Here is a 13,504-nt window from a genome sequence, read left to right as displayed (position 1 = left end):
ACTAGGTGAATTCCCAAGCGATCAATGACGAAAAAGTTCCATAATATATATTATGCGAATACGAACAGGCCGCAATACGAGCAAACGTCAGAGACGAAAGAAAACCTCTGCCGGGCTTGGCGCTTTTGCAAAAGCCGTAGTATGTCTGAACAAAGCTCCTTGAACAAAGACATACACCGTGCCGGATATACTCGATCAAAGAATTTCTGAATATAGCGCAACCCAGCAGAATACCTTGTGTTTTTTGCGTGAACTTGTGCACGCTGTTGCGGCCAACACCACTGGCTGTGGTTCTATCATTGAGGCGCTCAAATGGAATCAAATCAGCTTTCTCACCCAAAAACCAAAATCGGGTACGACGATCAGATTTGACCAAAACTCCAGCGGTACAATCTCACTCTATGTCAATTGTAACTCCACGTTGATCGCTGACATCAAACAGCACTATCCGACCGAGTTCGAGTATGTTGGCTCACGCGAAGTGGTGCTTCCGAATGATCTGTCCAAATGCCACCAAGAATTGGAGCATATGATTGCCCTTGCGCTCACCTACCATCAAAACAAAAGAAGCAAAGCCTCGTGAAACCAAGTCGTGACATTTCTACGCTAATCGAAATCATGCGCCGTCTACGTGATCCAAAGGATGGATGCCCTTGGGATTTGCAGCAAGACTTCCACTCGATCAAACCTCATACGATCGAAGAAGCCTATGAAGTGGCAGACGCTATTGAGCGAGAAGATTTCGATGATCTGAAATCTGAACTTGGTGACTTGCTTTTTCAACCGATTTATTACGCGCAAATGGCGAATGAAACCAACAAGTTCGATTTTGGTGACGTAGTATATGGCATCTGCGAAAAACTCATCCGGCGACACCCACATGTTTTCGAACAGGTGGAAATTGAAACGGCGGATGGGGTCAATACAAATTGGGAAAACATTAAGGCATCGGAACGGGTAAAAAAGACAACAGAAGCCGGAAAGCACCCATCTGTGCTTGATGATGTGCCCCGTGCCCTGCCCGCATTGACACGGGCAAATAAACTCGCCAAACGCGCAGCACGCGTGGGATTTGATTGGCCAAGTGCTCAAGGTGCTTTGGACAAAGTGCGAGAAGAAACCCAAGAAGTTGCTGGGGAAATCGAAGCACAAAACCAAAACCAAATCGAAGAAGAAATTGGCGACCTTCTGTTTGCAATGGCCTCCTTGGCGCGCAAACTAAATGTCGACCCAGAGGTCGCACTTTCCAATGCCAACAATAAGTTTATCCGCCGGTTTCACCACGTGGAAAAACGCTGCCTTCAGGAAGGGATAACCCTTCCCGAGGCAGGACTTGAAAAACTGGAGGAGTTTTGGTCAGAAATTCGACAGTCAGATAAACAAACGCCTTAATCGGCGTCTGCTTCTGTTGCGTTTTCGGGCGTTGGAACTGCCTGTTCAACGACGAACTTGTCAAATTTTTCCAAGAACGGTGACATTTTGTCTTTGGCCACGCGCACTTCATAACAAATTGCGCTGCCGTCTTCGGTTGGTTCTGCGCTGAGCACTTCGCCATGATCATAAAGCCAATGAGCCGTGTGGGCCGCACTGTGTGGCAGCATAACTGTCTGAAAACGGCCTGTTTTACCAAGCTCAACTTCAATTACAGCCAATAATTCATCGAGCCCCTGCCCGGTCTTGGCCGAAATCTCAACAATTGGAATTGATTTGCTGCGGTGACGGCGGCGAAGCTCAAGCTGCTCTTCAGTCAGCATGTCCACCTTGTTCCAAACCTCAATGAACGGCACCTTTTCAGGGGTCACTTCAAGGTCAGCTAAAACATCATTCACATCTTGGCACTGGGCCATGTAGTCGTCATTAGCAATATCACGGACGTGCAACACAACGTGCGCTTCAGTAACTTCTTCTAGCGTTCCACGAAACGCAGCAATCAAATCAGTCGGCAAATCGGCAATAAAGCCAACGGTGTCAGAAAACACCACTTCGCGCTTATGTGGCAATGTTGCCCGACGAACAGTTGTATCCAGTGTGGCAAACAGCTGATCTTCTGCCTTGATATCAGAATCGGTCAGCAGATTAAAAAGTGTAGACTTGCCCGCATTCGTGTACCCAGCCAAAGCAATAATCGGGAATGGAATAGACTGACGGGATTTGCGCTGTTCAAATCGGGTTCGCTGCACTTTTTCAAGTCGCTTGGTGAGCAATGTCACCCGCTCTTGCAACAAGCGTCGATCCGATTCGATTTGCGTTTCACCAGGCCCACCGACAAACCCTAAGCCACCGCGTTGGCGTTCAAGGTGGGTCCATGACCGCACCAAACGTCCCCTTTGGTAATTCAAATGCGCGAGTTCAACTTGCAAAACACCTTCCCGCGTCGCTGCGCGGTCACCAAAGATCTCAAGGATCAGAGCGGTTCTATCCAGCACCTTCGCCCCAAGTTTGGTTTCAAGGTTGCGCTGTTGAATTGGAGACAGCTGCGCATCTATCAACACCAAAGCGATATTGTGTTCTTCAACTTGTTTTTGGATCTCTTCCACATGGCCACCGCCGATGAATGTGGCAGGTTTTACCTCACGCACATTCCACGCTTGCGCATCGATGATGTCCAAATTGATCGCGCTCGCGAGGCTTTTGAATTCCTCGAGCCGCGCTTCAATTGTGCGACGACTTGCCTGCCGTGCAACGTCTGGACACACCAACAAAGCGCGTGTTGCTTCGACACGACGGTCTATATAGCCGGCGGTTCCCTTTTGGAAATCTACACCAACCTGTGTTTCATTTTCGTTATTCTTGGACAGCGCAGTTAGCCTTTGTCGCTGGTCTCTGGATCAAACAATTGAATTGGAGCGCCAGGCATAATTGTCGAAATCGCATGCTTGTACACAAGTTGAGATTGAGACTCGCGGCGCAACAATAAACAAAAATTGTCGAACCAAGTTATAACGCCTTGCAGCTTCACGCCATTGACCAAGAAAATGGTCACTGGGATTTTGTTTTTCCGGACATTGTTGAGGAAAGAGTCTTGCAAGTTCTGGTTTTTGTCATTGGGCATTCTGGGGGCCTCTTTTTTGGGTAGATCGGGTGGCAACAATCACCTTCAGTACCAAGATTATATCCTAAAGCTCGTCCCAACAACCGTGTTTGGACAAAGAGTTAATAAAAACACCGCCCTAAATGGGTACGCATATGCGCACGAACTGTCAATCTGTTTGGATATTATCGCTGCCGAATATCGCTGATTGCCGCCAAGATAACCAAAATCTCCAGTTTCCCGGCCAAAGCGATGGCAGAAATCCACAGACCAATCAAATATCCGTGCTCGCCACGCACGGCGTCCGCGGTCACCAAATTGGCGACAGAGCTTAAGCTGCCAACGGATGAAGAGAACGCGTCTTCAAATGACATCCCCAAAATGGCAAAGCCCAACATGCCCAAACACATGGTCAAAATGAACAGAAAGAAGAAACTCCAAATCGCCTTGATTGCCCCCGAGCTTCCAAAACGCTCTTCCAGTCGTCCCGACAGGATTGCATTTGGAAAAACCAACTGACGAGCTTGCAAAAGCGAATTGAGCAGCATGATCCCTAGTCGGTAAAGTTTTATCCCGCCACTCGTCGAAAACGTAGCGGCGCCTCCCATTGCCAACATAAATGCCAACAACAACGGTACGCTGGAAACTTGTGATGTTTGGTGTGTGACGCCTGTGGTTGTCATTGTTGAGGCAACATCAAAAATATGGCGCAAGAAAGCAAAAGGTGCATCGCTTGTCAGGCCATTAATAAGCGCCACCAATACACCAATGCCCAATATCAAAACGATTGCCCCAATACTCTCGCGGTGTTCTCGCCAAAGCAGTTCAAATCGTCGAGCAAAAATCATGCGGTGCCAAATAATGCTTGTGCCGCCGACCATCATAAAGCCGATCATGGTGATTTCGGCCGCACGATTATTGAAGATCGATCCTCCAGACTGGGTGGGCAAAAAGCCGTTGGTCGACATGGCCGCAGTGGCGGCCAAGGTTGCATCAAGCGGTCGCACGCCTTGTATCAACAAGATCAAAAGGCACAAAAATGTTAGCCCAATATATGGCAGCGCAATTGCTGCCAAGGTGCGAAAAAGCTTGGGCCCACCATAACCGGTGCTGTGCAAAACAAACCGTAAATCGCGGTTCGGCAGACCACCAACACGATAAGGGCTCAAGACATAAACAATTAGCGCCAGCGTCAAAAAGCCACCGAACCAAGCAATAATCGCCCGATATGCTTTCATCGGTGTGGCAATAGTTTCAGGCACCAAAAACGTTGTGCCAAGCGCTGTTGCGGCCGAACTTGCTTCATAAAAAGCACCAAGGAACGACATGCGTTCAAGCAAAACAAATGGTATTGTTGCGGCCAGAACCAAGGTCAACCAGCAACAACAGGCCAAGACAAACATGCCGCCGCGCGACAACCGAGACGCCTGACGGTTGAACGCAAGGATAACCACAACCGAAAGGAAAACATAAGACACAAACAAAAGGCCAAATCCTTCAATGTGTTTGACGCTTTGTCCCATAACGGCAACAGTAAATGGCGCGATTAAGCAGGCTGAGAAACCTGCCAAAACCAAACTACAGATTGAAAAAATGGCTGGCATATACTTGCCTAAAAGAAATCTATGCTGACGCGGAACATTTGCTCCACTTGCCGCACCGCATCTGCCAAAGCAAACACAATCACAAAATCACCCGCTTCAACCCGTGATTGACCTGTTGGCACAATCATCTTGCCGCCACGAATAATTGCGCCGATGCGCACACCGTCACCAAAATTGAAATCCTTGAGTGGTTTACCCACCAACGGTGAGGTTTCCAGCGCTTCAGCCTCCAGCAACTCAGCAGCACCATTGTAGAGCGTGTAAACCCCCCGTATGCGACCCCGGCGAACATGGCGCAGTATTTTAGAAACAGTAACGGTTCTTGGATTGAGAAAGGCATCCACACCAAGCCGTTTCGCAAAACGAGGATATTGTGGCTGGTTGACCAATGCAATTGTTGTTGCCCCGCCTAACTCGCTCGCCAAAACCGAAGACAGAATATTTGTTTCATCATCGTTGGTTAGACCCAAATACATCTGGGCATTCTGAATGCCAACTTCATGCATAATATCTTCATGCAACCCGTCACCATAAACAACAATGGCCTCATTTAGGTTTTCTGCAGCGCGTTGTGCTGTCCGGCGATTGTTCTCAATTAGCCGTACGGAGATGCCCTCACCCAACTCTTCCAATTTCCGCGCAACATATTGTCCGATATTCCCCGCCCCGCCAATGACGACTTTGTTGGGAAATGGCACGTCTTTGCCAAACATCGCCAACACGCGGTTCACCTGAGACCGGCCAACCGCAACAATAGCTTCGTCGCCGGGAACCAAAAAATCGTTCGACTTTAGTGCTTTCATTACGCCACCGCGCCGAACCCCCATCACTGTCGCCTCCAGATTTGGAAACAGCTCCGTGAGTTGCAACAATGGCGTATCTATGATGGCACAGTCTTCTGTCACAGCAACCGTGATAACCAGAACCTGGTCGTCGTCGAATGACACAAGATCGAGCGCGCCCGGATATGCCATTCGCTGCAGGATCAATTCACCCACCTCGACTTCGGGCGAAATAATCACGTCAATTGGCAAGTGATCACGCGCAAACAAATCACTCCACTCAGACTTCAAATAGCTTTGGGCACGTATGCGAGCAATTCGTGTTGGAATTTTAAAAATTGAATGTGCGACCTGACAGGCAGTCATGTTGACTTCATCAACCTGAGTCACTGCAATCAACATATCAGCTTCGCGCGCGCCCGCTTGCGCCAAAACGTCGGGGTGCGACCCATGTCCATGCACACCACGCGCATCCAAAGTGTCGCGAACGCGCTGTACCAACTCAGGATTGCTATCAATCACGGTAACTTCGTTGTCTTCCATCGCCAATTGCTCAGCGATTCCATAGCCAACTTGCCCAGCGCCACTAATAATTACGCGCATAAATGCCCCCTCAGTTTGACCGTTACAGCCCTAGTGACTTCAATTTTCGATGCAGTGCGCTACGCTCCATACCAACAAATTCAGCAGTACGCGAGATGTTACCGCCAAATCGTTCAATCTGCGCCACAAGATATTGCCGCTCAAAGACTTCACGCGCATCTCTCAAGGGCAATGTCATCAAATGCGGGCTGTCACTACCATCATCAACTGAGGGCAATACTTCGCCAATGTCAGCGGGCAGCATTTCAGCCGTTACACAGCCATCGTCAGGAAAGTCATCGTTGAGCATAATAATCAGTCGCTCCAACGAGTTTCTCAACTGACGTGCATTACCGGGCCAATCTTGTGCTTGCAAAACGGCCATCGCATCGGCCGAAATGTTGAAAGACTTTAGGTTATGAACTTGCATCAGAGTTTTTGTGAGTTGATTGACCAGCAAAGGAATGTCCTCGCGCCGCTCTTTCAGTGCGGGCAGCGCTAAAGGAATAACCGCCAACCGATGAAATAGGTCAGCCCTAAATCTCTCTTCTTCCACCAGCTTGGCGACATTTGTTGAACACGAAGACACGATACGAACATCAACGCCAACTCGGGTTTCGCCGCCCAACCGCAAGAATTTATTTTCTACAATTGCACGCAGCACAAGTGCTTGCATGTTTTGCGACAGCACTTCGACTTCAGCAAGATAAAGCGTACCACCATGCGCCCTTTCAAAAGCTCCCGCTCGAATTGACTTTGATCCATTGTCAGCAGTTTCCTTGCCGAACAACTCTTCAGCCAGCTCATCTTCGCCATGCATGGCAAGGTTTACTTCAACAAATGGTCCATCAGATCGATGTGATAACTCATGCAACAAGCGCGCGCATAGCCCTTTTCCCGTCCCCGCTGGTCCAGTCAAAAAGACCCGCGAATTCGTCATCGCGCATTTGCTTAGAGCTGCCTTAATGTTCAAGAACGCTGGCGATACGCCAACAAATTGATCGCTGTCCGCGCCTGAGCGTACTTTTAACTCCTCAACTTCATCTTTAAGGCGACGATTTTCAAAAGCACGTTGCGCGATCAACAATAACCTGTCGATTTTAAACGGTTTTTCGATGTAGTCAAACGCGCCACGACGGATTGCTGAAACGGCTGTCTCAACATTGCCGTGGCCAGAAATCATAACCACGGCGATGTCTTTGTGCCTCTCCTGAATAGCGTCAAGCAACTGCAATCCATCAAGGCGAGAACCCTGCATCCAAATGTCTAAGAACACCAAGCCTGGACGTCGCGCCTCAATTGCTGCCAACGCCGAGTCAGCATCGTGCGCCAACCGGGTTTCATACCCCTCATCTTCAAGAATACCCGAGATCAGTTCCCGAATGTCCGCTTCGTCATCTACAATAAGTACGTCTTGTGCCATCTACTCATCCACTGCCTGAGTTTTCCCAGGTCCATCTTCGTCTTTAATCAAAATCTGTTGTGCAGTCGTTTTGTGGGATCTAGGCAATGTGAAACGGAAACACGCTCCTACCTTCCCGTTTTCATCAGGTTGTGCGTCTTGTAACTCAACCGTACCGCCATGCTGCTCGATAATCTTTGAAACAATTGCAAGTCCGAGCCCCGTCCCCTTGCCACGCGTCGTCATATAGGGTTCCAACAATCGGCTCCTATTGTCTTTTGGCCAACCGTTGCCATTGTCCTCAACCTTTACAACAATATCGTTGTCCACCACTTCAGCTGAAACGCATATTTTCGGCACTCTTCCTTTAAAATCTTCTGTAGATTCAAGAGATTCAGATGCATTCTTAATCAAATTTGTTAGAACCTGAGAGATCAATCTTTCATCGAATTCACAAATAACATCTGAACTTGGCAATTGGGTTTCAATTCGAATTTCAGGATGACGCACCCCTTCGGAGAACACCGCCTGTTTGATTGTTTCGTTTAGGTTTGCAGGAGCCACATTTGCAGAAGGCATACGCGCGAACGTCGAAAACTCATCAACCATCCGTCCGATATCACCGACTTGGCGCATAATTGTGTCGGTACATTTGTCAAAAACCTCAAAGTCTCCATCCAGCTTTTTCCGATACCGCCGCCGAAGGCGTTCGGCAGATAGTTGGATCGGTGTAAGTGGATTTTTGATCTCATGGGCAATACGCTGTGCAACATCAGCCCAAACGCTTGTGCGTTGAGCCGCGATCAAGTCCGAGATATCGTCAAGCGTTATCACGTAACCTTTGGAGTTTTCGCTGGTTCCTTCCCGCGTTATACGGGCTTGATACGTCCGCTCTTCCCCAAGCTTAGATTTGATTTCAATCTGCTCTTGGTTCTGTTCGCGTTGCGAATTCATTGCCAAAGACACAAAATCTGCCAGAGCGGGCACAATTTCGCCAACCAGTTTACCAATGATCTTTTCGCTCTTGGCTTCAAACATTGCAGCCGCGCTGGCGTTGACTATGGTAATCCGACCATCCGGATCAAGGCCCACAATGCCCGCGCTCACGCCTTCAAGCACCGCTTCAGTAAATTGGCGCCGTTGATCGATGGTGTCGTTGGCAGACAAGAGCGCGCCGTGCTGGGCGCGCAATTGCGACGTCATACGGTTAAATCGGCTCGAGAGGTCAAACATATCGCCTGTCACCCCTTTTACGGGCACACGAATGTCCAATTCCCCTTCCGAAACTTTGGTGGAGGCCACCATCAAATTTCTAATCGGGGTCACCAAACGGTTGGCAAGGGCAATCCCAACCCAAACAGCGCCAAGCAAAACCACAAACGCCAACCCCACATACATAAATGCGAATGTGATCTGAAATACCAACCGGTTTGATTCATATTCCCGATATTCGGCCACATTTTGGTCGGCGAGCCGCATGTATTCCAAAACTTGCGGGTCAACATCTCTGGCGACAAACAAATAATAGTTATCGTATCCAGCAAGTTTGATCACAGCGCCAACGAGGTTTTCACGTCCAGGCCTGATCAAGTCAGGCTGTTTTTCTTGTACGCCTACGAGCAGGTTAGGCGGAAGACTGGGATTGCCCCCACGAGAGGGTAATCTCGCCCTTAACACAACAACTTGCTGTTCATTTAGAATATAGGCGAACGGCAACGAACGGCTTTGCGCCAGCGAAGTCAATATGTCTGTAAAACTGCCTTGGTTTTGGTCAAACACATCTTGGATTTTCTCTAGCTCCGCCGCCAATGACAAGGTGTCGTCGCGCAACACATTCGCATGCTCGTTCAAATAGGATTGGGCTACGGAACGAGAACTCTCAACCATTGTGCGGGAACGTTCCGAAAACCAATGGTCCAGACCCTGATTGAGCGCCAAAGAAGCAACAACTGCCACAATGAAAGCGGGCACTGCGGCCGCCACGGCAAACATTGAAACCAACCGTATATGTAGGCCAGATCCAGCCTGTTTGGTCAGCCGAGCTTGCAAAAGCAAATAGGTTTCGGTCAACAGCAAGGCGATGACCAACAGGATCAAAATACCATTGACCAGCCAAATAAAGGGCCAGAGCGATGGATCAGGTTCAATCGGCGTTGCACCGGTAAGAATGGCGAAGGAAATTGACGCAGAGGCAATCGCAGCTACAACCAGCACAATGCCGAGGTAGCGCAAAAAACGATTCCGTCGCAAAAACAATTGCCTGATGCGCGGTGCGCTTGTGTCGCTCAAACTCAAAAATCCTTGGGCTTTGGGAAGTCAGACTGTGCCACAATAGTAACACCCCGTCCGTAAGACTTACCGCATTCACCCTAGTGATCAAGAAGAATGTTGCTAAAATGTGACAGAACGCTACCGGCTGGCGTTTTTTGCGACCTTTATTTGATGCAAATTGAGCTTTTTTCGCAATGTATTGCGATTTAGACCCAACAATTCAGCGGCCTTTACTTGATTGCCGTTGCATGCCGTCAGTGTAATCTCGAGCATAGGCACTTCGATTTCGTCCAAAATGCGGTGATAGAGATCGTCTGCGGGCAGCCCGGGCTCGGCCTGTGCAAAAATCCGCATCAAATGTCGTTCAACGCTTTCTTGCAACGATTGCCCTTCGTTTGCACCACTTGTAGGCGCTGCCATATGCGTTGCGTTTTGGCCAAACTCCGTTTTGACCATTTCTGCAGAAATCACCTCTTCAGGATAAAGCGCGACGAAACGATGGATAAGGTTTTCAAGTTCGCGCACATTGCCTGGCCATCCGTGCTGCGACAATAACTCAAGCGCTTCTGGGGTGACCGATTTGCGCAATTTGGTTTCTTCGCTGTATTTCTCAATGAAATGACGCACCAAATCCGCGATATCTTCTGGTCTCTCGCGCAAGGCCGGCATCCGCAATTGCACAACATTCAAGCGGTAGTACAGATCCTCGCGGAATAGGCCTTGCCGGATCAATTGGTTCAAGTCGCGGTGTGTCGCAGCGATAATGCGCACGTCCGTTTGTATGGTCTCGCGTCCACCAACTCGGGTAAACTCGCCTTCTTGCAACACCCGCAATAAGCGCGTTTGCGCCGCCATTGGCATATCACCAATTTCATCCAGAAACAGTGTGCCGCGCGCCGAGAGTTCAAAATGACCAGGCGCCCGCGCATTCGCCCCCGTAAAAGCACCCTTTTCATGGCCGAACAGTTCTGATTCAATCAAATCCTGCGGAATGGCTGCCATATTGATTGCATTAAACGGACCGTTTTTGCGCTTGCCAAATTCGTGCAGCGCCCGCGCCACCACTTCTTTGCCGGTGCCGCTTTCACCAGAAATCATAACAGTAAGGTCCGTTTGAATAAGCCGCGCCATAGTGCGATATATCTCTTGCATTGGCGCAGAGCGGCCCACAAGCGGCATATCATCAACTTCAACGTCGCTGGTCCTATTGGCTTTGTTCTCCCGCTCCTGCAGCGCTTTCTCAGCCGTGTTGGTCACTTCAACCAAGTCGAAAGGTTTGGGCAAATACTCATATGCCCCCGCTTCGCTGGCCTTCACCGCTGTCATAAAGGTGTTTTGCGCACTCATAACAATGATGGGCAGGTCCGGGCGCTGCTTTTGAATTTTCGGCAAAATGTCAAATGCGCTGCCATCAGGCATCATCACGTCGGTAATCAGCAAATCACCTTCACCACGCGACACATGGTTCCACAGCGTTGCGATATTGCTCATGGGCAATACATCGTAACCTGCCCGGGTGAGGGCTTGGCTTAGCACCAGCCGTATTGAGGCATCATCGTCAGCCACCAAAATTGTGCGCTTACTCATCTAAAGCTTCCCTTTTTGGACTTGCTGTGTCAGCCTTTGCCATAGGCAACAACGTTTTGAAAATCGTGCGGTCGCCAACATAATCAACGTCTACAATGCCGCCCTGCCCGCGAATTAGCTTTGCCACCATCGCAAGACCCAACCCGCCGCCGGTCTTTTTGGACGTCACAAAGGGTTCAAAAATATGCGGCAACATATCCGCATCTATGCCCGGTCCATTGTCCTCAACCGTTATCTCCAATGGCAAAGACAAGCGCTCGCGCGTGCCTTGCACACCAACACGAATGCCGGGTCGATATGCCGTTGATATTTTGATCTTACTACCAGGCTCGCTTTTTACAGCTTCGGCCGCATTTTTGATCAGATTAAGATAGACCTGCACCAATTGGTCCCAATTGCCCAAAACTGGTGGCAAACTCGGGTCAAAGTTCTTTTCAATCACAATGCCTTTGGCAAATCCATTTTCGGCCAGCAGTAATACATGGTTCAGCACGGCATGAATATTGATCGAGGTCAGCTCAGGATGGCGTTCATCGCCAAAAACTTCCATACGGTCGACCAATTTAACAATTCGCTCCACTTCCTGCTGCACCAAGCGCGCTAAAGGCCGATCTTCATCGCTTGCACTTTGTTCAAGCAATTGGGCCGCGCCTTTGATCCCAGACAGAGGGTTCTTAATTTCATGCGCCAGCATGGCGGCAAGGCCGCTGACTTGGCGCGCCGCACCTTGCGAGGTGAGCTGCTTGTCAATTTTGTCCGCCATGGTGCGTTCAAACAGGGTGATCACGACCAAATTGGGGTCTGATCCCATTGGCGCAACATGAACATCCACCAACCTCTCAACCGGCAAGTTCACATTGCCGATTGCAATCTTATGTTCACTTGATGCGGCTTGACGCTCATGCACATGCGCCAAGAGCCCGAGCAAGGGTGAAGATGGGGCAACATGATCGTCAATCGTTTGACGTTTCAACAGGTTTTCAGAAGTTTGGAAAAAGCTCTGCGCAGCATAATTGGCCATCACAATGCGGTTGGACTTCCCACAAATCAGCACCGGTTGCGTCATAGATTGGAAAGCTGAAAAGGCCAATTCATAGGACGTTGGGCTCATGCGGCTACCTCCACCAATTGATCAAACAACTGGTCAATCAATGCAGGAACTTGCAATGCATCACCTTGCGTCAGCAAAGCCGCACGGGCCGCTTTAGGAATCGTAAACTCCAAAGCCAAAACATCCATATACCAGCCCAAATGTTTGCGCGCGCACCGCATACCAAGCGCTGTGCCATATTCTTCCATCATCAAGCTGTAATGCTCTTTCATCAGGTTTTGCCGCTCTTTAAGCGCTGGGGTAGCTGGAACCGGATTGCCGTGCAGTGCTGCACCAACCTGCCCCAACAACCAGGGCTGGCCCTGTGCACCTCGTCCGATCATCACAGCGGCAGCGCCGGACAATTCCAACGCGCGTTTTGCAGTTGCAATGTCCACAATGTCACCATTCACCACCACGGGCACATCAACCGCTTCAACAACATCACGCACGGGCGACCATTTCGCCGCGCCCTTATAGAACTGTTGGCGGGTCCGCCCATGGATCGTGATCATCTGAATGCCGGCTTTTGCAGCATCCTGCGCAATTTCTGGCGAATTGATGCAATCGTCGTTCCACCCAAGGCGCATTTTCAGCGTCACAGGCAAACTGGTGGCACCAAGAACAGACTCGATCAGCGATTGCGCCTTATCCGGTACTCGCATCAGAGCTGAGCCAGCATAGCCATTTGTCACTCGTTTGGAGGGGCAGCCCATATTGATATCAATAATATCGGCACCACTGTCTTCGGCAATTTTTGCACCTTCCGCCATCCACCGGCCTTCGCAGCCCGCAAGTTGAATGATATTCGGCAGCCGTTCGGGTCGACCAAGCCGACGCGCCATATCCGCATGGCCATTGGTTAAAGCCGCACTTGCGATCATTTCAGACACAACCATGCCCGCGCCATAGCGCGCCGCGATCGTGCGAAACGATTTGTCCGTTATCCCAGACAAAGGCGCAAGAAACGCATTTGAGGGAAAAATGTGGGTGCCAATCTGTATTGGCTTGAGCTGATCATGCATAATTTTTGCGCAATATTGAAACGTGATTGAATAATAGACAGAGATTAAGTTTTAAGCAAACGCCCAATTGGAAGTTTGGGTTAACTCATGCTTGTCGCTTGCGATGGTCTAGCGTTATCGCTAAACCCAA

11 protein-coding genes are annotated in these 13,504 nt (G+C 49.6%); 2 read left to right on the top strand and 9 right to left on the bottom strand.

Annotation, left to right across the window (positions count from 1 at the left end; translation table 11 throughout):
• Positions 1-178 precede the first annotated feature (178 nt).
• Both O4H47_RS12060 and mazG read left to right on the top strand, forming a co-directional pair.
• A complete protein-coding gene (locus O4H47_RS12060; RefSeq protein WP_269394228.1) occupies positions 179-583 on the top strand; it encodes a DUF1801 domain-containing protein in 405 nt (134 codons plus the stop codon).
• A complete protein-coding gene (gene mazG / locus O4H47_RS12055; RefSeq protein ID WP_269394227.1) occupies positions 580-1,392 on the top strand; it encodes a nucleoside triphosphate pyrophosphohydrolase in 813 nt (270 codons plus the stop codon). The genes O4H47_RS12060 and mazG overlap by 4 nt, the downstream gene beginning before the upstream one ends.
• On the opposite strand, the gene hflX is transcribed toward mazG, so the two are convergent.
• The 9 genes from hflX to dusB all read right to left on the bottom strand — a co-directional run bounded on the left by hflX (position 1,389) and on the right by dusB (position 13,374).
• Positions 1,389-2,696, bottom strand: a complete 1,308-nt coding sequence (gene hflX / locus O4H47_RS12050; RefSeq protein ID WP_269394226.1) for a GTPase HflX — start codon at positions 2,694-2,696, stop codon at positions 1,389-1,391. The two genes, mazG and hflX, sit on opposite strands and share 4 nt — an antisense overlap.
• Positions 2,697-2,803: 107 nt before the next feature.
• The gene (hfq, locus tag O4H47_RS12045) at positions 2,804-3,052 is read right to left on the bottom strand and encodes an RNA chaperone Hfq (protein WP_269394225.1); all 249 of its coding nucleotides are present in this window, start codon (positions 3,050-3,052) and stop codon (positions 2,804-2,806) included.
• A 164-nt stretch (positions 3,053-3,216) separates the two neighbouring features.
• Entirely contained in the window at positions 3,217-4,635 is a 1,419-nt protein-coding gene (locus tag O4H47_RS12040; RefSeq protein WP_269394224.1) for a hypothetical protein, read from the bottom strand.
• A gap of 8 nt (positions 4,636-4,643) precedes the next feature.
• Positions 4,644-6,020, bottom strand: coding sequence for a Trk system potassium transporter TrkA (trkA, locus tag O4H47_RS12035; RefSeq protein ID WP_269394223.1), 1,377 nt, complete (start codon positions 6,018-6,020; stop codon positions 4,644-4,646).
• A gap of 22 nt (positions 6,021-6,042) precedes the next feature.
• Positions 6,043-7,422 carry a sigma-54-dependent transcriptional regulator gene (locus O4H47_RS12030; protein ID WP_269394222.1) on the bottom strand — a complete coding sequence of 460 codons (1,380 nt, stop codon included), beginning with the start codon at positions 7,420-7,422 and terminating at the stop codon, positions 6,043-6,045.
• Positions 7,423-9,690: a sensor histidine kinase NtrY-like gene (locus O4H47_RS12025; RefSeq protein ID WP_269394221.1), complete on the bottom strand. Its 2,268-nt coding sequence runs from the start codon at positions 9,688-9,690 to the stop codon at positions 7,423-7,425.
• Between the two features lie 120 nt (positions 9,691-9,810).
• On the bottom strand, positions 9,811-11,259 hold the full coding sequence (gene ntrC, locus O4H47_RS12020) for a nitrogen regulation protein NR(I) (protein ID WP_269394220.1): 1,449 nt from the start codon (positions 11,257-11,259) through the stop codon (positions 9,811-9,813).
• On the bottom strand, positions 11,252-12,370 hold the full coding sequence (locus O4H47_RS12015; protein WP_269394219.1) for a two-component system sensor histidine kinase NtrB: 1,119 nt from the start codon (positions 12,368-12,370) through the stop codon (positions 11,252-11,254). The genes ntrC and O4H47_RS12015 overlap by 8 nt, the downstream gene beginning before the upstream one ends.
• Entirely contained in the window at positions 12,367-13,374 is a 1,008-nt protein-coding gene (gene dusB, locus O4H47_RS12010; RefSeq protein ID WP_269394218.1) for a tRNA dihydrouridine synthase DusB, read from the bottom strand. Before dusB ends, O4H47_RS12015 begins: the two co-directional genes overlap by 4 nt.
• Positions 13,375-13,504 lie beyond the last annotated feature (130 nt).

This window comes from Maritalea porphyrae (assembly GCF_027213965.1).
In the GTDB taxonomy this organism is placed as follows: domain Bacteria; phylum Pseudomonadota; class Alphaproteobacteria; order Rhizobiales; family Devosiaceae; genus Maritalea; species Maritalea porphyrae_A.
This window is presented reverse-complemented; position numbering and strand designations above follow the sequence as displayed.